Source organism: Herbaspirillum sp. SJZ107 (genome assembly GCF_006715485.1).
Classification (GTDB): Bacteria; Pseudomonadota; Gammaproteobacteria; order Burkholderiales; family Burkholderiaceae_D; genus Telluria.
Genome location: NZ_VFNH01000002.1, coordinates 1,629,046 through 1,650,696 on the forward strand (window position 1 = coordinate 1,629,046; position 21,651 = coordinate 1,650,696).

General features: G+C 66.2%; 18 protein-coding genes. 6 read left to right on the top strand and 12 right to left on the bottom strand.

The window, feature by feature from the left end:
• Positions 1–78: 78 nt before the first annotated feature.
• The 3 genes from FBX97_RS17040 to ompR are packed head-to-tail and all read right to left on the bottom strand — an operon-like array spanning position 79 to position 3,249.
• Positions 79–1,047: a threo-3-hydroxy-L-aspartate ammonia-lyase gene (locus tag FBX97_RS17040; RefSeq protein WP_185748618.1), complete on the bottom strand. Its 969-nt coding sequence runs from the start codon at positions 1,045–1,047 to the stop codon at positions 79–81.
• Between the two features lie 55 nt (positions 1,048–1,102).
• Positions 1,103–2,488, bottom strand: a complete 1,386-nt coding sequence (locus FBX97_RS17045) for an ATP-binding protein (protein ID WP_370457260.1) — start codon at positions 2,486–2,488, stop codon at positions 1,103–1,105.
• Entirely contained in the window at positions 2,488–3,249 is a 762-nt protein-coding gene (ompR, locus tag FBX97_RS17050) for a two-component system response regulator OmpR (RefSeq protein ID WP_141833669.1), read from the bottom strand. Before ompR ends, FBX97_RS17045 begins: the two co-directional genes overlap by 1 nt.
• A gap of 225 nt (positions 3,250–3,474) precedes the next feature.
• On the opposite strand from ompR, the gene FBX97_RS17055 reads away from it, so the two are divergent.
• From FBX97_RS17055 to FBX97_RS17065, 3 genes are all read left to right on the top strand, one after another.
• A complete protein-coding gene (locus tag FBX97_RS17055; protein WP_141833672.1) occupies positions 3,475–3,891 on the top strand; it encodes a hypothetical protein in 417 nt (138 codons plus the stop codon).
• A 164-nt stretch (positions 3,892–4,055) separates the two neighbouring features.
• On the top strand, positions 4,056–5,897 hold the full coding sequence (locus FBX97_RS17060) for a flagellar assembly protein A (protein WP_255517500.1): 1,842 nt from the start codon (positions 4,056–4,058) through the stop codon (positions 5,895–5,897).
• A gap of 31 nt (positions 5,898–5,928) precedes the next feature.
• On the top strand, positions 5,929–7,794 hold the full coding sequence (locus FBX97_RS17065; protein ID WP_141833678.1) for a M2 family metallopeptidase: 1,866 nt from the start codon (positions 5,929–5,931) through the stop codon (positions 7,792–7,794).
• A 277-nt stretch (positions 7,795–8,071) separates the two neighbouring features.
• Here FBX97_RS17065 and FBX97_RS17070 read toward each other — a convergent pair whose 3' ends face one another.
• Positions 8,072–9,106, bottom strand: coding sequence for an HDOD domain-containing protein (locus FBX97_RS17070; RefSeq protein WP_255517501.1), 1,035 nt, complete (start codon positions 9,104–9,106; stop codon positions 8,072–8,074).
• Positions 9,107–9,333: 227 nt separating this feature from the next.
• Here FBX97_RS17070 and FBX97_RS17075 point away from each other — a divergent pair, with 227 nt between their 5' ends.
• Positions 9,334–9,816, top strand: coding sequence for a chemotaxis protein CheW (locus FBX97_RS17075; RefSeq protein WP_255517502.1), 483 nt, complete (start codon positions 9,334–9,336; stop codon positions 9,814–9,816).
• A 72-nt stretch (positions 9,817–9,888) separates the two neighbouring features.
• On the opposite strand, the gene FBX97_RS17080 is transcribed toward FBX97_RS17075, so the two are convergent.
• The 4 genes from FBX97_RS17080 to FBX97_RS17095 form a co-directional block, all read right to left on the bottom strand.
• Positions 9,889–11,922, bottom strand: coding sequence for an ATP-binding cassette domain-containing protein (locus FBX97_RS17080; RefSeq protein WP_141833683.1), 2,034 nt, complete (start codon positions 11,920–11,922; stop codon positions 9,889–9,891).
• Positions 11,923–11,989: 67 nt separating this feature from the next.
• Positions 11,990–12,877 carry a 50S ribosomal protein L3 N(5)-glutamine methyltransferase gene (prmB, locus tag FBX97_RS17085; protein ID WP_141833685.1) on the bottom strand — a complete coding sequence of 296 codons (888 nt, stop codon included), beginning with the start codon at positions 12,875–12,877 and terminating at the stop codon, positions 11,990–11,992.
• Between the two features lie 13 nt (positions 12,878–12,890).
• A complete protein-coding gene (gene dapE / locus FBX97_RS17090; protein WP_141833687.1) occupies positions 12,891–14,060 on the bottom strand; it encodes a succinyl-diaminopimelate desuccinylase in 1,170 nt (389 codons plus the stop codon).
• Complete coding sequence (locus FBX97_RS17095) at positions 14,057–14,416, bottom strand: ArsC family reductase (protein WP_141833690.1); 360 nt, start codon at positions 14,414–14,416, stop codon at positions 14,057–14,059. The genes dapE and FBX97_RS17095 overlap by 4 nt, the downstream gene beginning before the upstream one ends.
• 226 nt (positions 14,417–14,642) lie before the next feature.
• Here FBX97_RS17095 and FBX97_RS29620 point away from each other — a divergent pair, with 226 nt between their 5' ends.
• Positions 14,643–15,800, top strand: coding sequence for a hypothetical protein (locus tag FBX97_RS29620; RefSeq protein WP_185748619.1), 1,158 nt, complete (start codon positions 14,643–14,645; stop codon positions 15,798–15,800).
• A gap of 15 nt (positions 15,801–15,815) precedes the next feature.
• Here the strand turns inward: FBX97_RS29620 and FBX97_RS17105 are convergent, their stop codons facing one another.
• From FBX97_RS17105 to dapC, 3 genes are all read right to left on the bottom strand, one after another.
• Complete coding sequence (locus FBX97_RS17105; RefSeq protein WP_141833693.1) at positions 15,816–16,964, bottom strand: PilT/PilU family type 4a pilus ATPase; 1,149 nt, start codon at positions 16,962–16,964, stop codon at positions 15,816–15,818.
• Positions 16,965–17,142: 178 nt separating this feature from the next.
• Positions 17,143–17,967 carry a 2,3,4,5-tetrahydropyridine-2,6-dicarboxylate N-succinyltransferase gene (dapD, locus tag FBX97_RS17110; protein ID WP_141833696.1) on the bottom strand — a complete coding sequence of 275 codons (825 nt, stop codon included), beginning with the start codon at positions 17,965–17,967 and terminating at the stop codon, positions 17,143–17,145.
• Positions 17,968–18,005: 38 nt separating this feature from the next.
• Positions 18,006–19,226 carry a succinyldiaminopimelate transaminase gene (gene dapC, locus FBX97_RS17115; protein ID WP_141833699.1) on the bottom strand — a complete coding sequence of 407 codons (1,221 nt, stop codon included), beginning with the start codon at positions 19,224–19,226 and terminating at the stop codon, positions 18,006–18,008.
• A 121-nt stretch (positions 19,227–19,347) separates the two neighbouring features.
• Here dapC and FBX97_RS17120 point away from each other — a divergent pair, with 121 nt between their 5' ends.
• A complete protein-coding gene (locus FBX97_RS17120) occupies positions 19,348–20,094 on the top strand; it encodes a YoaK family protein (RefSeq protein ID WP_141833702.1) in 747 nt (248 codons plus the stop codon).
• A gap of 139 nt (positions 20,095–20,233) precedes the next feature.
• Here FBX97_RS17120 and FBX97_RS17125 read toward each other — a convergent pair whose 3' ends face one another.
• The gene (locus FBX97_RS17125) at positions 20,234–21,565 is read right to left on the bottom strand and encodes a diguanylate cyclase (RefSeq protein WP_141833705.1); all 1,332 of its coding nucleotides are present in this window, start codon (positions 21,563–21,565) and stop codon (positions 20,234–20,236) included.
• Positions 21,566–21,651: the final 86 nt, after the last annotated feature.

A 21,651-nucleotide genomic window follows, 5' to 3' on the forward strand; every position in this document is an offset into this window, starting at 1 on the left:
GCCTCCTTGATCGATTATTGACGACAGGACCACTCTAGATCAAGGAGGCAGGCGCGACTGTGCGGCGCCTAACGCCGCTCAGGCGACCAGTTTGGCGAAGCGCGCCAGGTCGACGTTGCCGCCGCTGATCAGGATGCCGACTCTTTTGCCTGCTACCGGATAGACACCCTGCAGCGCCGCCGCGGCGGCCAGGCAGCCGGTCGGCTCCACGACCATCTTCATGCGCTCGGCAAAGAATTTCATGGTCTCGACCAGCTGGTCATCGCTGACGGTGACGATATCGTCCACCAGGCGCCGGATCACGGCGAAGTTGTGCTGGCCCAGGTGGCTGGTCTGGGCGCCGTCGGCGATGGTCTGGGGCACGCCGATGTCGACGATCTGGCCGGTGCGCAGCGATTGCTGGCCGTCGTTGCCGGCCTCCGGCTCGACCCCGATCACTTTGCAGTTGGGCGACAGCGCGGATGCGGACAGTGCCGAGCCGGCCAGCAGGCCGCCGCCGCCGAGCGGTACCAGCAGCACGTCGAGTTCGCCGGCTTCCTCGAACAGTTCCTTCGCCGCCGTGCCCTGGCCGGCGATCACGTCCGGGTGGTCGTAGGGCGGGATCAGGGTCATGCCGCGTTCCTGGGCGAGGCGGCGGCCGATTTCTTCGCGGTTTTCGGTGTAGCGGTCGTAGAAGATCACTTCGCCGCCGTATTCCCTGGTCGCGGCCACTTTCAGTGCCGGTGCGTCGTTCGGCATGATGATGGCGGCGCGGATGCCGGCCAGCCTGGCCGACAGCGCGATCGCCTGCGCGTGGTTGCCCGACGAGTAGGTCAGGACACCGGCGCGGCGCTGTTCCTCGGTGAATCTGGCGATGGCGTTGTAGGCGCCGCGGAACTTGAAAGCCCCCATGCGCTGGAAGTTCTCGCATTTGAAGAACAGCGTGGCAGCGGCCTTGGCGTCGGCGGTGCGCGAAGTCAGGACCGGCGTGCGGTGGGCCGCGCCGTCGATGCGCGCGGCCGCCTGTTCGACGTCGCCGTACTGGAGTGGGGTTGCGTTTTCGAGCATGTCTGTCGCCTTCATTTTGTAAAAACGAAAGGCGCCAGTATAGCGGGAGCTCCTCCTAGGCGGCCAGCGGCAATGAGAAGGCGATCACCAGCCCGCCGCCGTCGCGGTTGCGGACCGACAGCTCGGCATTGTGGCGCGTGACCACCCGCTCGACGATGGCCAGGCCCAGGCCGGCGCCGTTGGCCTGGCCGCGCGCGCTGTCCAGCCGCGTGAAGGGGCGCAACAGCAGCTGGATCTGGTCTTCCGGTACGCCCACGCCGTGGTCGTTGATCTCGACTACCGCGCGCCGGCCGTGGCCGCCGAGCTTGACGTGGCAGGCGATATCGATCTCGGTGACATCCTGGCCCGGCGTCTTGCCGTAGCGGCGGGCGTTCTCGATGATGTTGTTGATCACGCGCCGCAGGTCGGTCGAGTTGGCCGGTACGTGGATGTCGCCGTCGATGTCGGCGCTGACGCGCACGTCCTGCAGGCGCGCCGCTTCGCGGGCGCAGTCCTCGAGCAGCTCGGACAGGTTGATCGGCACGAAGGTCGCGGCTTCGGTCGGGCGCGCAAAGTCGAGGAACTGGCCGATGATGGCGTCCATCTGCGCGATGTCCGACTGCATGCCCTCGCGCGCCTCGGTCGACAGCTTGGCCATCTCGAGTTCGAGCTGCATGCGCGCCAGCGGCGTGCGCAGGTCGTGCGAGATGCCGGCCAGGATCACGGCGCGGTCCTTTTCCAGCTGCTGCAGGTCGTCGATCATCTGGTTGAAGCTGCGGTTGGCCTCGACGATCTCCTTCGACCCTTTTTCCGGCAGCGGGGCAGGGCGCTTGCCCTGGGCGATCGCGCGCGCGGCCGCTGTCAGGCGCGCCAGCGGCAGGTTGACCAGGCTCGAGATCAGCGCCGCGCCCACCAGCGACAGCACGCCGACCAGGGTGGCCCAGCCGAGCCACTGGACGCCGGTCAGGCTGGCGATGCGCTCGCGTTCCAGCATCAGCCAGTACTTGTCGCCGTCGATGTCGAAGCTGACCCAGAAGCCCGGCATGTCGTTCACGCGGCGCGAGAAGCGCGTGTCCTGGCCCAGCCGGTCACGCACCCTCGCCGCGATCTCGGGCAATAGCCAGGCCGGCGGCGGTTCCACGTGGTCGGTCGGTTCCAGGGTCAGCACGCGGATGCCTTCGTTCGACACCAGCTCCATCAGCAGTTCCAGCCGCAGGTCGGGCGCCGAGTGGGTCAGCGCCGCCTTGGTGATGGTGACCACGGACACCAGCAGCTCGGCGGTCTGCTCGGCCTGCGAGCCGCGCTGGAACACGCTGAGCATGCCGATCCAGGACGCCATCGACAGCGCGGTCAGCACGGACAGCAGGAAGAAGGTGCGCCAGAACAGCCCGCTGCGTATCCAGCCGAGGCGGCGCGGTGCGGCGCGCCGTTCGGGGCGCCCGTTGGCAAACGTCGTCGACACTAGCGCGGCTGGCCTTCAGGAATGAACACGTAGCCCAGGCCCCAGACGGTCTGGATGTACAGCGGGCTGGATGGATCAGGCTCGATCAGCTTGCGCAGGCGCGAGATCTGGACGTCGAGCGAACGGTCGAAGACTTCGTATTCGCGGCCGCGCGCCAGTTCCATCAGCTTTTCGCGCGACAGCGGCTGGCGCGCATGGCGCGCGAACACCTTCAGCACCGAGAATTCGCCGGTGGTCAGGGGCACGGTCTCGCCGTTCTTCTTGAGGGTGCGCGTGCCCAGGTCGAGCACGAAGTCGCCGAACTCGAAGGTCTGCGGCGTCTCGCTCGGCGCGCCCGGGATTTCGTCGGGACCCTTGCGGCGCAGGACGGCGTTGATGCGTGCCACCAGTTCGCGCGGGTTGAAGGGCTTGGGCAGGTAATCGTCGGCGCCCATCTCGAGGCCGACGATGCGGTCGACGTCTTCGCCCTTGGCGGTCAGCATGATGATCGGGGTCTGGTCGCCGGCGCCGCGCAGGCGGCGGCAGATCGACAGGCCGTCTTCGCCGGGCAGCATCAGGTCGAGCACCAGCAGGTCGTAGCGCTCGCGCAGCCACAGCTTGTTCATGGCCGGGGCGCTTTCGGCGGTGACGACCTGGAAACCCTGTTCGGTCAGGTAGCGGCGCAGCAGGTCGCGCAGGCGGACGTCGTCGTCGACGACCATGATCTTGGAGGCGTGGCCGCCGTTGTTGGCGGTGCCGGGAGTCGGGCTTGTTGCATTCATGATTCTGTCAAGATTTGTCAGATTAATGTCGCTATGGTAACTTCATATGGCCAGCTGGACAGGGCTTACTGTTGAGGCATTACATTGTGTTACAAACTTTACCCATTTGGGCTTATACCCACAGCGGAATACACATAAACTGACCTCATCGAATCACGACTTATCATCATCGTTTTACGCAGTACAGCTTAACTTTTAAATTGGCATCGCGGAAGAGGAACACCAATGAATAGCGCGTTCATCGACAACCAGGCAGCAACGAAGGCAGTGCGCATCGCGCGCGTCGCCCTTCGCGGTGCGCTGGCATGCGCTCTGGTCCTCGGCGCCGGCACCGCGTTCGCACAGCAATATGGCGGCGACCGCCGCGACGACATGCAGCAGCAGCACCAGCCGGGCGGGCGCGAGCGCTTTTCGCTGCCGCCGCAAGACCGCGGCCAGCGTGACGCCGAGATGCGCGCCTACGAAGAGCAGCGCCGCGCCCAGCAGCAATATCAGCAACAGCAACAGCAGGCGCAGCAATACGGCCAGGGTCCGCGCGACGACGGCCGCCGTGGCAGCGGCCGCCTGACGCCGGACGAGCGGCGCGACCTGCGCCGCCAGATCAACGAAGCCGGCATGGACCTGTACCAGCGCCGCCGCTGACACCCCCTCCAGACGGCCTTTCAGGGCCGTTTTTTACGGCTGCTTCAGCTCTACCGTTCCTTTAAAACAACGTTGTTGATCGATATTTATTTATCGTCAGCAACGTGATACGCTACCAAGCTTCTGTCCTGGCCCAAACCCTGCCTGCGTGACTGGAGCTTACCGTGTCCCCTGAACATTGCATCGTCAAGCGTGCCGATGGCGTGTATGCCGATCCCGCCGTGGCGGCCAGGTTGCTGGCCGACGCCGTCGACGGACTCTATCGCAGCGGCAGCCTGCTTGCCGGCCTCGATTACCCCGCCTTCCAGCGGGTCCTGTTCAGCGACGGCGTACCGGATGTCGGCGGCGCTGCCGCCATGGTCCGCATCGCCGCCGACATCCGGCCGTTCGCGCCGGCGCGCCGTGCGCTGTACCGCCCGCTCAAGCTCGGCGGCGGGCGCGCCGAATACTATGTCGAGCCGGTCTGGCTGCCCAATCCTGGCGACCCTGATGCGCCGGGCGAGCCGACCTGCCTCGACTTCGACGAATTCGTCGCCGACCTCTGGCTCAAGGGCGTCCGCTTCGGCATCGAGGCCGCCGCCGTGCGCGCCGCCATCGCTTCCCCGAAAGCCGAGCGCCTCGTCGCCGCGCAGCGGCGCGAGCCGGTGCCCGGCGTCGACGCCCGCATCGTCGAAGTCTCCGACGACATCCACCGCAGCAATGCGCCGCGCCAGCTGGCCAACGGCCGTCTCGACCTGAACAGCTTCCAGAACCGCTTCCCGCAGATCCAGGCCGGCGTGCGCCTGCTGCAGAAGATCCCGGCCGGCGCCGGCACCGAGGGCATCGACCTGTCCGGCACCCGGCTGCCGGCCACGCCCGGCGCCGATACCGACCTGGCTTCGTACGCCGGCGCCGGCACCAGGGTCGAACGTGTCCGCGACGGCGAATTCCTGGTGGCGCAGCGCGCCGGCTTCCTGTCGGTGGACGCCAAGACCAGCCAGATGTCGATCGGCGACAAGATCGTCAGCCGCGACGGCGTCAGCGCCCGCACCACCGGCAACCTGCAGCTGACCGGCGACTACGAAGAATTCGGCGAGGTGCAGGAAAACCGCACGATCGAAGGCGAGGGCATCACCGTCCACGGCGACGTCTATGGCCGCCTGGCTTCGCGCGGCGGCCGCATCCTGCTGCGCGCCAACCTGGTCGGCGGCAGCGCCCACAGCAAGCGTGGCGACATCCGCGTGTGCGGCGTGGCCTCCGGCGCCGTGATCCAGGCGCTCGACGGCGTCGTGGTGCTGGAGCGCGCCGAGAACTGCATCGTAGCCGGCACCCGTGTCCGCATCGCACACGCGGTCAATTGCGAGATCATCGGCGACGAAGTCGCGGTCGGGCAGGCCGAGGGCAGCGCCATCGCCGGCCGCCGCGTGGCGGTGGACGGCGCCGCGCCGCGCAAGCAGGGCGAGATGCTGGTATGCGTGCTGCAGCCCGAAGGCCCGCCGGTGGCCGAGCTGATCGCGGCGGTGTCGCAGCGCATCGCCCAGTTCGGCGCACTGGCGGCGCGCCACAAGGAAGAGATGGCACGCCTGGCCGGGCGTCCCGACGTGCGCCGCTACCTGATGGTGGCGTCCAGGGTGCGCAAGAAGGAAATCACCCTGTCGTCCGAGCAGGCGCACCAGTTCCAGCGCATGGCGCAGGAGGTGGCGCCGGCGCTGAAGGAAGTGGCCGATGCGTCCGCCAGGGTCAAGGCGGCCGAGGCCGAGCAGCAGAAGGGCGCGCAGATGCTGGCCGGCCTCGAGGCGCAGCGCCTGGATGCGGCCTGCGTGGCCCAGGTCGAGGTGAAGCACGTGCGGGGCGAGACCCAGGTGAGCGTGCTCGGCTTCAGCCCCACCGGCGGCAGCCCCTACCTGATGGCGCCGCGCGAGATCCGCGCGCGGCTGCGCGGGCCGCAGCGTGGTGCGCAGCTGTTTGCCGGACAGGCGGGCAGCTTTGCCTGGAACAGCGAATCGGCCGCCGCGGAAACCGTATAAATCATTACTACAGAAGAGAGATGTGAGGACCATGCTTCAGATTCGCCCCGGTGTTGCCCTGATTCCTGCCTTGATTGCCGGCCTGTTTGCCGGTGCTGCATTTGCCTTGCCGGCCGTTGCCGCCACCAGGGCCGCTGCAAAACCCACCGTTGCCGAGGCCGAGCGCTTCATCCTCGACGCCGAGCAGCGCCTGGAGCGTCTGGGCCTGGATGCCCAGCGCGCCGAATGGGTGGCCGAGAACTTCATCACGCTCGACACCGAGACGATGACCGCCCAGTCCAACGAGCAGTTCCTGACCCTCAGCGGCGAAGTGGCGCTGCAGGCACGCCGCTTCAAGGACCTGAAGCTGCCGCAAGCCAGCGCGCGCAAGCTGCTGCTGATGCAGCGCACGCTGATGCTGCCGGAAGCCGCCGACCGGAGCAGCTACGCGCGGCTGGCGGCCGGCATGACCGGCGCCTACGGCAAGGCCAAGTACTGTCCCCCGGCACCGGCGGCCGCCGGCGCCGCCAGGCCGGCATGCATGCCGCTCGGCGAACTGGAAAAAGTGCTGGCCACCAGCCGCGATCCGGCGCGCCTGAAGGAAGTCTGGCTCGGCTGGCATGCCCAGTCGCCTTCCTACAAGCAGGATTATGCGAAGTACGTCGCCGTGTCGAACAAGGGCGCCCGCGCAATGGGCGCGCTCGACACCGGCGCGCTGTGGCGTTCTTTCTACGACATGCCGCCGGAAGCCTTCTCCGCCGAGATGGAGCGCCTGTGGCAGCAGGTCAAGCCGCTGTACGATTCGCTGCACACCTACACCCGCTACAAGCTGCGCCAGGCCTACGGCGCCGCCGCGGTGCCGGCGGATGGTCCGATCCCGGCCCACCTGCTGGGCAATATGTGGGCGCAGAGCTGGGATAACCTGTATCCGCTGCTGAAACCCGCCGGCCTGGAAAAGAGCGAAGACCTGACCGCGCTCCTGGAAGAGCGCAAGACCAGCGCGGTCGACATGACGCGCTATGCCGAAGGTTTCTATACCTCGCTCGGCATGCGCGCACTGCCCGCCACCTTCTGGGAGCGTTCGCTGCTGACCAAGCCGCGCGACCGCGACGTCGTCTGCCACGCTTCGGCCTGGGACCTGGACGGCAAGGACGACGTGCGCGTCAAGATGTGCATCACGCCGACCGCCGAGGACTTCCGCGTCATCCACCACGAGCTCGGCCACCTGTACTACGACCTCGCCTACAACGTGCAGCCGCCGCTGTTCAGGAACGGCGCCAACGATGGCTTCCACGAAGCGATCGGCGATACCGTCGCGCTCTCGATCACGCCGGCCTACCTGAAGCGCGTGGGCCTGATGAAGAACGAGCCGGATCCTTCGCAGGACATCGGTCCGCTGCTGTACACGGCGCTGCAGAAGGTTGCCTTCATGCCGTTTGCCTACAAGGTCGACAAATGGCGCTGGCAGGTCTACGGCGGCCAGGTCCAGCCGGCCGACTATGACAAGGCCTGGTGGGCGCTGACCGAGCAGTACCAGGGCGTGGCGCGTCCGGCGCCGATCGACGGCGAGCGCGGCTTCGACGCCGGCGCCAAGTTCCACGTCGCCAGCGACACGCCGTACGCGCGCTATTTCCTGGCCCACGTGCTGCAGTTCCAGTTCCATCGCGCGCTGTGCCGCGAAGCCGGCGACACCGGCCCGCTGTACCGCTGCTCGATCTACGGCAACAAGCAGGCCGGCGCCAGGTTCCAGCAGATGCTGGCAATGGGCACCAGCAAGCCGTGGCCGGAAGCCTTGAAGGCGGTGACCGGGGAAGAGCGCATGGATGCAACGGCGATGCTGGATTACTTTGCGCCGCTGAAGGCTTGGCTGGATGCGCAGAACCGGCAGTTGGCGGTGACGGACAGCGCCCTCAAATAAAGAGGTTCGGTGCGCTCGCACCGTCCATCGAACGACGTCGCCCCTGCGGAGGCAGGGCCCAAGTTTGCCGGCGCTAACGTTACGCGTACAACTTGGGCCCCTGCCTGCGCAGGGGCGACGGTCTTGAGGGTAACGCTGCAATTGCCGTGCTTGGCTCTCAGGCCGGTGCGGCCTGTTCGCGGCTCGCCACGAAAAGAGAATTGGCGGCGAGCGGCTCTCAGGCCGGGGCGGCCTGTTCGCGGCTCGCCACGAAAAGAGAATTGGCGGCGAGCGGCTCTCAGGCCGGGGCGGCCTGTTCGTGGCTCGCCGCCAGTGCCGAATAGCACTGCGCCGCATTCGGCGGCAATCCGGCGAACAGTTCCGGATTCGATTCGTCCAGCAACTCGTTTTCCACCAGCAGCCGCACCTTGCCGAGGTAGTCGGTGAGCTTGAGCAGGCGGCCGAGCGGCGACATCCGGGCACCTCTGCGCATCTCGCCCTGTTCCGACAGCGCCTGCACCACGGTCTCGGGAAAATGCCATTCACGCGCGATGCTGCAGGCCAGGCGGCGGGTGTCGCGTCCCAGCTGGGCCAGGAAGATGTCGGAGCCCAGCCGGCGTTCGCCGCGCGCCATCTGGTCCATCAGGCGCAGCGAGACGATCAGGCCGACGTTGTGCAGCAGCCCGGCCAAAAAGGCGTCGAAGGGTTCGATGCCCATCTCGGCCGCCAGCGGGCGCGCGCTGATCGCGCAGCGCTCCGCATGCTCCCACAGGCGCGGCGCCAGCCGGCGCGTATAGAAACCGGAATTCACGTCGATGATGGGGCGGAAGGCCACCGTCGTGATCAGCTGGCGCAGGCCCTCCTGGCCGATCAGGATCACCGCGTGTTCGACGCTCGTGATCGCATTGGCGGCGCCCTGGTGGCTGCTGTTGGCGAGCCGGATCACGGCCGCCACCAGCACCACGTCCGACGAGATGGTGCGCGACAGCGCGGCGCCCGAGAAGCTGTCGCTGCGCAGGCTTTGCAGAAGCTGCGGGACCAGACCGGGCATGCGCCGCACCAGTGCTGCCCCCGACTGCTGCGAGGACAGGATGGTGTCGAGCGATTCCAGTACGCGCGCCTCGGTATCGTTGATGTCCAGGCCGCGCTGGTCGTGGCGGTCGAACAGCCAGCTGTTCCAGGCCCCGTTGATATGGTCGAGCTGCTCGAACGAGACCGGCGGCTGGACCTCGCGCGCGGCAGCGCCTGACAGCGGGGCATCCGGTGGGTCGTCTTCGGGAATGCTGCGGCGGACACCGGGAGGCGTGGGAATGGGAGAGCGCGCCGGCGGCACATGTGGTCCGGCAGAGTGGGAAAAAAGCCTTTTCAGCCACCGAAACATTGTCGGCGTCCCTTTAATGTTAGAAATTATTAGATGTCTTTATTGTAAGCCGACGCCGCCTGAATGCAAGGGTAGGAATCTATTCGCGCGGGTAGGAATGTATTTAGAAAAATTGACTGTACTCAAGATTTCCTTAGGGCATTTATCTTAGCATGGGGGACCCTTAGGAGAGAATCGCCATGCACGACATGACCAGCAATGCAATCGAAGGCGGCACGCGCGCGACGCAGTACCTGAGCTTCACGCTCGGCGGCCTGGAGTACGGACTCGACTTCGCCAAGGTGCAGGAACTGCGTGTGCTCAAGGCGCTCGAGCGCTTCGCTTCCAGCGGCGAGATCATTGGCGGCGTGGCGGTGTCGCGCGGCGTGATCATGCCCCTGGTCGACATGCGCGCCGCCTTCGGCAGCACGCCGCACGCGCCCGATCCGATGACCGACGTGATCATCCTGCGCCTGACCAGCTGCGTGATGGGGATGGTGGTGGATGGCGTGACCGGCGTCGTGACCCTGCACCCGGACCAGATCGCGCCGGTGCCGGGCACCGACTGCATCGATGCCGATTACCTGATCGGGATCGCACAGAAGGGGGAACGGCGCCTGATCCTGGTCGATATCGATCGCTTGATGTCGGTGCGGAAGGACGGGGCGCGGCAGGTGGCGTGAAGCGGCCCGCGTCTCAAGCACGTCGCCTCCGCCTTCGCGGGGGCGACGTTTGAACGGTAGCGAATACAGCGTTTAAGCCATCAAGCCCTCGAGCTGCTCCTGCAACTCCAGCCACTCGTTCTCCAGGTTCCCCAGGTCGCGCGTCAGGAAGGCCTGGTCCGCCACCAGGTTCTTCAGCGCCTCCTTCTTGTCGGCCTCGTAGATGCCCGGCTCCAGCAGCCGTGCATCCACATCCGCCTTTTTCGCGTTCAGCTTGGCCATCTGCTCCTCGATGCGCTTGATGCGGTTCTCGATCGGTTTCTTCAAGCCCGCCACGCGCTGGCGCTCCTCGGCATCCTGGCGCTTCTGTTCCTTGCGGTCGGCCGGCGCGACCGGCGCCGATGGGGCGGCCGGCGCCGAGGGCACCGGCGCCGAGGGCACCGGCGCCGGGGCGGCTGCCTTGGGTTCCTTGACCGGCAGCGCGGCTGCGGTCTTGCCGGCTTCGACGGTCTTCAGCTTGGTCTTGAACAGCCAGTCCTTGTAGTCGTCCAGGTCGCCGTCGAAGGGTTGCAGGCGGCCATCGGCCACGATGATGAACTCGTCGGTGGTGGCGCGCAGCAGGTGGCGGTCGTGGGACACCACCACCAGCGTGCCCTCGAACTGGGCCAGGGCCAGCGTCAGCGCTTCGCGCGTTTCCAGATCCAGGTGGTTGGTCGGTTCATCCAGCAGCAGCAGGTTGGGGCGCTGCCACACGATCAGTGCCAGCGCCAGGCGCGCCTTTTCGCCGCCGGAGAAGGGCCGGATCGGGCTGGTCACCATGTCGCCGGGGAAGTTGAAGCCGCCCAGGAAGTTGCGCAGTTCCTGGTCGCGCACGGTCGGCGCGATCTTCTGCATGTGCCACAGCGGCGATTCGTCGTGACGCAGCATCTCGACCTGGTGCTGGGCGAAGTAGCCGACCACCAGGCCCTTGCCGAGGGTGGATTCGCCGGCGAGCGGCGCCAGTTCGCCGGCCACGGTCTTGATCAGCGTGGATTTGCCGGCGCCGTTCACGCCCAGCAGGCCGATGCGCTGGCCGATCTGCAGCGAAAAATTGATGCCGTGGACGATGGTCTTGGTATCGACCTTGTCGCCGTGCTCGTCCACGATCGGGTAGCCGGCATCGACGCCGTCCAGTACCAGCAGCGGATTCGGTGCCGACACCGGGTCGCGGAACTCGAACGAGAACTCGGCGGCGGCGCGCAGCGGTGCCAGCTCTTCCATCCGGGCCAGTGCCTTCATCCGGCTCTGGGCCTGGCGTGCCTTGGTCGCCTGGGCCTTGAAGCGGTCCACGAACGACTGCAGGTGGGCACGGGTGCGCTGCTGCTTCTCGAAGGCGGCGGCGGCCAGCACCAGGGCGGCGGCGCGCTGGCGCTCGAAGCCGCTGTAGTTGCCCGAGTAGCGTTTCAGCTTGCGGTCCTCGATGTGCACCACCACGTTCACGACTTCATCGAGGAAGTCGCGGTCGTGGGAGATGATGATCAGGGTCCCTGGATAACGCTTCAGCCAGTCTTCCAGCCAGATGATCGCGTCCAGGTCCAGGTGGTTGGTCGGCTCGTCCAGCAGCAGCAGGTCGGAAGGGCACATCAGGGCCTGGGCCAGGTTCAGGCGCATGCGCCAGCCGCCCGAGAAGCTGGCCACCGGCTGCTGCATCTGGGCCAGCGTGAAGCCCAGGCCCAGCAACAGCTGCTCGCCGCGCGACTGCACGGTGTAGGCGTCGGCGTCGGCCAGCTGGCCGTGGATCTCGCCGAGTGCGATGCCGTTTTCTTCCGTGTATTCCAGCGCTTCGACCCGTTCCAGTTCGGCCTGCAGCTTGCGCAGGTTGACGTCGCCGTCGATCGCGTACTCGAGCGCCGGACGATCCAGTGCAGGCGTTTCCTGGGCCACGTAAGCCATGCGCCAGCGCTGCGGGAAGTCGATCGACCCCTGGTCCGGATGGAGTTCGCCCCTCAACATGCCAAACAGGCTGGATTTGCCGGCGCCGTTGGCACCGATCAGGCCGATCTTGTCGCCAGGGTTGAGGGTGAGGTCGGCATCCTGGAGCAGCGGCTTGGTGCCGCGCATGAGGCTGACGTTGGAGAATCGGATCATGTGAAAACCAGGTTATCGTATGAGCCGTCGCCCCAGCCTCCGCAGGGGCGACGGTTTTTGAGCAAACTTATTTTGCCAGTTGGTCGGCGGTCAGCAGGAATACCGTATCGTCCCCGGCACTCGTGGTCAGCCAGGTCAGCCCCAGCGCCCCGAACGCCGCTTCCGCGAATTCGCGCTCGTTGCCGATCTCGACCACGAGCACGCCTTCCGGCGTCAGGCGCTCGGCGGCGCCGTCGACGATCTTGCGCACCAGGTCCATGCCATCGGTGCCGCCGGCCAGGGCGATCTGCGGCTCGCGCAGGTATTCCGGCGGCAGCTTGCCCATCGAATCCGAGTTCACGTACGGCGGGTTGGTGACGATCAGGTCGTACTTCTTGAACGGCACGTTTTCGTACAGGTCGGACTCGACCGGGTTCACGCGGCCTTCCAGCTTGTAGTCGCGGATGTTGCGCTCGGCCACGGCCAGGGCATCCTTCGAAATGTCGATGGCGTCGACCACCGCGTTCGGGAAGGCGTCGGCCAGCATGATCGCCAGGCAGCCGGAGCCGGTGCACAGCTCGAGCACGTTCTCGACGCCGTCCGGATCGGCGATCCACGGGCTGAACTGGTTCGGGATCAGCTCGGCGATGAAGGAACGCGGCACCAGCACGCGCTCGTCGACGTAGAAGTTGTAGCTGCCCAGCCAGGCTTCATTGGTGATGTAGGCGGCCGGCACGCGCTCGTTGACGCGGCGTTCGATCACGGCCAGCACCTGCAGCACCTCGTCCTGCAGCAGGCGCGCATCCAGGAAAGGGTCCAGCTTGTCGAGCGGCAGCTTCAGCGTATGCAGGATCAGGTAGGCGGCTTCGTCGAAGGCTTCGGCACTGCCGTGGCCGAAGAACAGCTTGGCGGCGTTGAAGCGGGTGACGGCGTAGCGCAGCAGGTCGCGCGGCGTGGAAAAATTCGTCGTGGTCATGTCGTATCCCTAATTAAGCGCTGACTGCGGCTGCACTGGCTGCCGGCGTGGCCGCCAGCAGGCGTTCCAGCGTGCGGCGGTAGATGTTCTTGAGCGGGTCGATGTAGCGCAGTTCGATGTGCTCGTCGATCTTGTGGATGCTGGCGTTGGGTGGCCCGAATTCTATCACCTGGGGGCAGATGCGGGCGATGAAGCGCCCGTCCGAGGTCCCGCCGGTGGTCGACAGCTCGGTCACCACGCCCAGTTCGTCGCGGATGCTGCCGCAGATCGCATCCGACAGCGTGCCCTTCGGGGTCAGGAAGGGCTGTCCCGACAGCGTCCATTTGAGGTCGTAGTCGAGGCCGTGCTTGTCGAGGATCGCATGGACGCGCGCTTCCAGCCCGTCGGCGGTGCTGGCGGTCGAGAAGCGGAAGTTGAAGTCGATCTTCAGCTGGCCCGGGATGACGTTGGTGGCGCCGGTGCCGGCCGCGATGTTCGATACCTGCCAGCTGGTCGGCGGGAAGTACTCGTTACCGTCGTCCCATTTTTCGGCAGCCAGCTCGGCCAGCGCCGGCGCCGCCTGGTGGATCGGATTGCGCGCCAGGTGCGGGTAGGCGATGTGGCCCTGCACGCCTTTGACGACCAGGCAGCCCGACAGCGAGCCGCGGCGGCCGTTCTTGATCATGTCGCCCAGCACGTGGCTGGAGGTCGGCTCGCCGACCAGGCAATAGTCGAGCTTTTCGCCGCGCTCTTCCAGCATCTCGCACACGACCACGGTACCGTCCACGGCCGGGCCTTCCTCGTCGCTGGTGATGAGCAGGGCGATCGAGCCGGCATGGCCGGCATGCTCGGCCACGAATTCCTCGACCGCGACCACGAAGGCGGCGATCGAGGTCTTCATGTCGGAGGCGCCGCGGCCATACAGCTTGCCGTCGCGCCGGGTCGGGGTGAACGGGGCGGAGTGCCACTGCTCGACCGGGCCGGACGGCACCACGTCGGTGTGGCCGGCGAACACGAACAGCGGCGCCTCGGTGCCGCGCCGTGCCCACAGGTTGGTCACGCCGTTCGAGGCGATGGTCTCGCATTGGAAGCCGAGCGGTTCGAGCAGTTCGATCAGGCGCTGCTGGCAGCCCTTGTCCTGCGGGGTGACGGAATCGAGCGCGATCAGCTCTTCGGTCAGTTCCTGGGTGCGCGATGCTTTCATGACTGGCCTCCGAACTTGGCTGCGTACTGGTCGGCCGAGAACCCGACCGACAGCGGACCGCTGCCAACCAGCACCGGGCGCTTGATCACGGACGGGTTTTCCAGCATCAGCTCGAGCGCGCTGGCTTGATCGACGATGGCTGCACGGCGCTCGTCGGACAGCTTGCGCCAGGTCGTGCCCTTGCGGTTGACCAGGGTTTCCCAGTCGAGCTGTTCGAGCCAGCCGGCGACCGTGGCGCGGTCCAGGCCCTGCTTCTTGAAGTCGTGGAAGTCGAAGGCGTGGCCGTTGTCGGCCAGCCAGGTGCGCGCTTTTTTGACGGTGTCGCAGTTGGGAATACCGTAGAGGGTTGTTTTCATGAACTGAATCGCTGTGTCGGCCGCGGTGACCGCAGGTGTTGCTGATAAATAAGGCGCGAAGGATAGCACAGGCCGCTATCTCCAGCGGATAGTTTAGCAATGGTTTCCGAGGCCGGGCGGTCGCCTGGAAAAAGACAAAAAATGGATTTCCCGTGGACAATATGTTGTGTATTGCGTAATCTATTCGTTGATCCCAGGCATCCGCATGCCGCACTTGGAGACGGTAATGAAGACATGGATTCTACTCATCGCAACGGCCACACTGGTGTCGGGATGCGTATCAACGACAACGAAGACGATCGATGCCCAAGCCCTGAGTGCGGTGCGCAACCAGAGCGTGCTGCGCACCGCGTGCGACATGCCGGATTTCGGCGAGTTGACGCCGGCGAAAGCCCCGTTTGGCCTGCTCGGTGCAGTGGCGACGATCTCCGAAGGAAACAAGACGGTGGCCACCAACCATATCGCCGACCCTGCCGTCGCGATCGCGGACGCGCTGCTGGGTGCCATGCAGTCGTCGCACGGCATGCAGGCCGTCGCGTCGCCCGTACGCATCGATAGCGAAGATCCGGCGCGCATCGCCGGGCTCGCCAGGGGCAAGGCACGCTATGTGCTGGATGTGCGCACCCTGATGTGGCAGATGATGTATTTCCCGACCGACTGGACCCATTACCAGGTCATGTACACCGCGAAGGCCCGCCTGATCGACGTCGCTGCCGGGACCGTCGTTGCGGAGGCATTCTGCAAGCAGCTTCCGGAATCGAACGCCCAGGCCCCGACCTTCGACGAGATGCTGGCCCTGAACGCCGCACGCCTGAAATCGATCAATGCCACATATGCCCGGACCTGCGCCGACAGCTTCGGACGCGACATGCTGGCCTTGCAGGGACCGGTCGGCATGCCGGTAGCGGCGCCGGCTGCAGCGAGGCCGGCGCCGCTAGCGGCACCCGTGGCGGTGTCGGCACCGGCACCGGTGCAGGCGCCGGCACCAGTGCCGGTACGGGTGCCGATGCCCGTCCAGGTCCAGGCCCAGGCCCGGGCCGGCAGCGAAGGCGCATGGCAAGGCGTCATGACCTGCAGCGCACGTGCCGACCGCAGCGCACACGCCGATGCCTACGAAGCGCGCTTCGCAGTGGACATCAAGGACAGCGTGGTCAGCCTGCACCGCCGCACGGCAGCAGTGGTGGAAAACCTGTCGGGCCTGGCCATGAATGGCCACCTCGAACTGCAGGGAACGGGACACCGTATCGGTGCGCCGGCGCGGCCGTGGCGGCTGGAAATCGGCGGCGACTTCCCGTTGGGAACCACGTCCTACCAGGGCAAGGGAAGCCTGTCGGTCGGCGGCCGCCGCCTCAGGACATGCGAGCTGAACCTGATTCAGGCTTGATGCACGGCCCCTGCCTCAATTGTCCAGCGTGAACTCGGTGAATGACGGCCCGGCCGGCGGCTCGGCCGGTTTGGCGGGTTCCTCGGCCTTGGCCGTCTGGCTGTCCGGCCCGTTATTGATCAGCCACAGCAGGTTGGTCGCCGAATCGGCATTCGCCAGCGCCTCGTCCTGGGTGATCAGGTCGGCCTGCACCAGCTCCAGCAGCGCCTTCTCGAAGGACTGCGAACCCGGCGACAGGCTCTTGTCCATCGCTTCCTTGATCTGGCCGATGTCGCCCTTTTCGATCAGGTCGGCAACGTAGCGCGTGTTGACCATGATCTCGACCGCGGCCTGGCGCCGCCCGCCAGCCTTGGCACGCACCAGGCGCTGCGAGACGATCGCCTTCACGGCGGACGACAGGTCCTGCAGCAGGGCCGGGCGGTTTTCGATCGGGTAGAAGCTGATGATGCGGTTCAGCGCGTTGTAGCTGTTGTTGGCGTGCAGCGTCGCCAGCACCAGGTGGCCGGACTGGGCGTAGGCGAGGGCGGCGGCCATGGTGTCCTTGTCGCGGATCTCGCCGATCAGGATGCAGTCCGGCGCCTGGCGCATCGAGTTGCGCAGCGCGATGTCGAAGCTGGCGGCGTCGCTGCCGATTTCCCGCTGGTTGACGATCGATTTCTTGTTCTTGAACAGGTATTCGATCGGGTCTTCCAGCGTCAGGATGTGGCCGGAGCGCTGTTCGTTGCGGTGGTCGAGCATCGAGGCGATGGTGGTCGACTTGCCGGAGCCGGTGGCGCCTACGATCAGCAGCAGGCCGCGCTTTTCCATGATCAGCTCGGACAGCACCGGCGGCAGGCCGAGTTCGCCGAGGGGCGGGATGCTGGCCGGCACGAAGCGGAACACGGCCGAGACGGTGCCGCGCTGGCGGAAGGCCGACAAGCGGAAGCGGCCCAGGTTGGGCACCGAGATGCCCATGTTGAGTTCGTTGTCGCGCGCAAGGTCGGCCATCTGCTCGGGCGTGGCGATTTCGGACAGCAGGGAATCGATGTTTTCCGGCTCCAGCTTGTGCTGGTTGATCGGGATCAGGTTGCCGTTGATTTTGATGTGAACTGGGGAATTGACCGCGAAGAACATGTCGGACGCGTTCTTTTCCTTCATCAATTGGAACAGGCGTTCCATGGCCATGGTGGTCGCTCCCTTGCTGTGCGGTAATTTTTTGCTGCTGGGAGGATTCTAACCTGTGAAGGGGAGTGCGTGGCAGGAATGGCTATTGTTAGCGAAAACGACGTTCCCAAAACAACGTCGTTCCTGCGAAGGCAGGAACGACGTTTTGGAGCTGACTAATTAATTACGGCTCGACAGATCAGATACCGCGCAGCAGCTCGTTGATACCGGTCTTCGAACGCGTCTGCGCATCCACGCGCTTGACGATCACGGCGCAGTACAGGCTGTACTTGCCGTCGGCGGACGGCAGCGAACCCGAGACCACGACCGAACCCGACGGCACGCGGCCGTAGGTGACTTCGCCGGTTTCGCGGTTGTAGATCTTGGTCGACTGGCCGATGTACACGCCCATCGAGATCACCGAGTTCTCTTCGACGATCACGCCTTCGACGATTTCCGAGCGGGCGCCGATGAAGCAGTTGTCTTCGATGATGGTCGGGTTGGCCTGCATCGGTTCCAGCACGCCGCCGATGCCGACGCCGCCGGACAGGTGGACGTTCTTGCCGATCTGGGCGCAGGAGCCGACGGTGGCCCAGGTGTCGACCATGGTGCCTTCGTCGACGTAGGCGCCGATGTTGACGTAGGACGGCATCAGGACCACGTTCTTGCCGATGAATGAACCGCGGCGGGCGACGGCCGGCGGCACCACGCGGAAGCCGCCCTTGGCGAAGTCTTCGGCGGTGTAATCCGCGAACTTGGTCGGGACCTTGTCGTAGAACTGCATGCCGCCGCCTTCGACCGGCACGTTGTTTTCCAGGCGGAACGACAGCAGCACGGCCTTCTTGATCCACTGGTTCACGACCCAGCTGCCGCTGTCCTTCTGCGCCACGCGCAGCGAACCGTCGTCAAGGCCGGCGAGGACGGTGGCGACGGCTTCGCGCACGTCGGCCGGTGCGTTCGATGGGCTGATCTCGGCGCGCTGTTCCCACGCGTTGTCGATGAGGGTCTGGAGTTGTTGAGTCATGATGTCGGTTTCAGGTTCAGTGATGGATAAAACGGTATTCAGGCGGACTTGAGGTCCTTGCAGAACTGGACGATGCGGTTGGCCGCTTCCAGTCCCTCGTCGACGCCGGCGACCAGCGCCATGCGGATGCGGTTGCGTCCCGGATTGGTCCCGTGCGCGTCGCGCGCGAGGTAGCTCCCCGGCAGGACCGTGACATTATATGCGGCGTACAGGCCCTTGGCGAACTCGGTGTCCGACAACCCGGTGCGGCGCACGTCGGCCCACAGGTAGAAACCGGCGTCCGGCAGTTCGACGTCCATCACTTGCCTCAGGAGAGGCGTGATCAGGCTGAACTTTTCCTTGTACAGGTTGCGGTTCTCCTGCACGTGGGCTTCGTCGCCCCAGGCCGCGATCGAGGCCGCCTGCACGATCGGCGACATCGCGCCGCCGCTGTAGGTGCGGTACAGCAGGTAGGTCTTCAGCAGGGCCGGGTCGCCGGCCACGAAGCCCGAGCGCATGCCCGGCACGTTGGAGCGCTTGGACAGGCTCGAGAACACGATCAGGTTCTTGTACGGCTGGTCGCCCGTGCTGCGGCCGAGCTGGTGCGCGGCTTCGAGCGCGCCCAGCGGCGGCGTGGCGCCGAAATAGATCTCGGAATAGCACTCGTCGGCGGCGATCACGAAGCCGTGGCGGTCGGACAGCGCGAACAGTTCGCGCCAGTCGTCCAGGGTCAGCACGGCGCCGGTCGGGTTGCCCGGCGAGCAGACGAAGAGCAGTTGCACGCGCTGCCATACCTCGTCGGGCACGCTGCCGTAGTCGCAGCCGAAGTTGCGCGCCGGCTCGGAATTCACGAAATAGGGCTCGGCACCCGACAGGTAGGCCGCGCCTTCGTAGATCTGATAGAACGGGTTCGGGCAGACCACCAGCGCGCCGGCCTTGCTGGCGTCGATCGTGCAGTGGGCGATCGCGAACAGCGCTTCGCGCGAGCCGTTGACCGGCAGCACCATCGTGGCCGGATCCAGCGGCGGAATGCCGTAGCGGCGCTCCAGCCAGCCCGCGATCGCGCCGCGCAGCGCTTCGCCGCCGTGCGTGGTCGGGTACACGGCCAGCCCGGCCAGGCTGTGCGTCAGCGCTTTCTGGATGAAGGCCGGCGTCGGGTGCTTGGGCTCGCCGATGCCGAGGCTGATGTGCGCATGCTCGGGGCTGGGCGTGACGCCGGCAAACAGTTGGCGCAGTTTTTCGAACGGGTAGGGGTGGAGGCGGTCGAGATGTGGATTCACGGTGGTCCAGACTGGTCGATGTGGGCGAGCAGGATCAAATAAGGTTGTCAATTATAGCCACGTGAACGAGAAGCCGCTGTTGCCGTTCAATGTCGGGTCCGATTGGATTAGTATTGACGGCATGCACTACGTCCATACCCTGACCGCCCACGCGCGCACCCGCCGCGCCGACCGCCACCTCGGCCTGGCCCTGGCCTTCGTGGCCGGCGCCATCAATGCCGGCGGGTTCCTGGCCGTGCACCGCTACACCTCGCACATGACCGGCATCGTCTCCGGCGCGGCCGACGACCTGGCGCTGGGCGCAGCCGGGCTGGCGCTGGACGCGCTCGGCGCCATGCTGTCCTTTCTGATGGGAGCTGCCTGTACCGCGCTGATGGTCAACCATGCGCGCCGCCACGCGCTGGCCAGCCTGTACGCCTTGCCGCTGCTGCTGGAGGCGCTGCTGCTGCTGGTGTTCGGCCTGCTGGGCGCGCGCCTGGCCGGCGTCGGCGGGCTGTTCGTGCCGGCCACGGTGATGCTGCTGTGCTTCATGATGGGCTTGCAGAATGCGCTGATGACCAAGCTCTCGCATGCCGAGATCCGCACCACGCACATGACCGGGATCGTCACCGATATCGGCATCGAGCTGGGCAAGCTGCTGTACTGGAATGCGGACGGCGAACGCCTGCCCAGGGTCGGCGCCAACCATGCGCGGCTGGCGCTGCTGTGCGGGCTGCTGGGCAGTTTCTTTGCCGGCGGGGTGGTGGGGGCGCTGGGATTCAGGCAGGTGGGGTCGATGGCGACGGTGCCGCTGGCTGTCTTGCTGATGGTGCTGGCGATCGGGCCGGCGCTGGAGGATTTAGGACGGTTGACCAGGCGCTTATGGTAATTGTGTGTGTCAGCTTCCGCCCGTCGCCCCTGCGAAGGCAGGGGCCCAAGTTGCACGCGTAATGGCAGCTCTTGGAAATTAGGCCCCTGCCTTCGCAGGGGCGACGTTCATCCGGCGCGGGCCGAATTGGTGCGTATACTCAGCTCAAATCAATGACAGCCGCGTCCTTGACCACGTCCCAGGCCGCCCCCACCAGCGTCGCCTCCACCCGGTTGCGCCCACCCGCCTTGGCCGCATACATGGCCCGGTCGGCGCACACGAACAGGTTCTCGATCTCGTCCAGCTGCGTCGGCACGATGGTCGCCACGCCCACCGACACGGTCAGCCACGGCGAACTCGGCGAGCGCGGATGTGCCAGCTGCAGGGCTTCCACCGCGGTGCGGATCATTTCGGCCAGGCGGGTCGCGGCGTCGAGCGGGGTTTCGCCGAACAGCAGCACGAATTCCTCGCCGCCGTAGCGCGCCGCCAGGTCGGTCGGACGCGCCGCATGGCCCTGCAGCGCCTGCGCCACCTGTTGCAGGCAGGTGTCGCCGGCGGCGTGGCCGAGGGTGTCGTTGTACAGCTTGAAGTGGTCGACGTCGAGCACCACCAGCGACAGCGGCTGGGCGTTGCGGATCGCGCGCTGCCATTCCTTTTCCAGGAAAGCGTCGAACTGGCGGCGGTTGGCGATCTTGGTCAGCGGATCGAGCATGGCGGCGCGCTGCAGCGCATCCTCGGACTGCTTGTGGTGGCTGATGTCGTGCAGCAGGGCGACGAACAGGCCGGCGTCGGCGTGCATCGGGGTCAGGGTCAGGTCCATCGCGCGCAGGCTGCCGTCGTGGTGGCGAATGTTGACTTCGCGCGTGCCCTGGGCGACGGCATGGTCGGCGGGCGCCTCGGGCTGCTCCAGCAGGTCGGCCAGGCGGCGGCCGACCAGCTCTTCCGGCTTGCAGCCCAGGTAGCGGTCGCAGGCGGGGTTGGCGTACTGGATGCGCCCGGACGCCTCGACGATCAGCAGGCCCTGGTCCATGCTGTTGACGATCATGCGCAGGCGGTCGGCCTGCGCTGTCTGGGTCTCGCTGGTGGTGCGCATGCGCAGCTGGGCGCGTACGCGCGCGCAGACTTCTTCCATGCGCAGCGGCTTCGGGATGTAGTCGGCGGCGCCGATGTCGAAGCCGGCGACGATGTCGGCGGTCTCGTCGCGCGCGCTGATGAAGATCACCGGGATGCGCGTGGTGGCCGGATGCGCCTTCAGCCTGCGGCAGGCTTCCAGGCCATCCATGCCGGGCATGACGATGTCGAGCAGCACCAGGTCCGGTTTCACGCGCAGGGCGATGTCGAGCGCGCGCTCGCCGGAAGTGGCGACGAAGGTTTGATAGCCCTGGCGCAGCATGATCGTGCGCAGCGCACCGAGGCTGTCGGGCGCGTCGTCGACGATCAGGATGGCTGGCTTGTGCGTGTCGGACAAGGACACGCTGACGGTGTTGGTCATACTAGGCCTGCAGCTGCACGAGGGAAATCGAACAAAATGATACACCTGTTGTGATTTGCTGTGTAACAATTGTTGATTATTAGGAA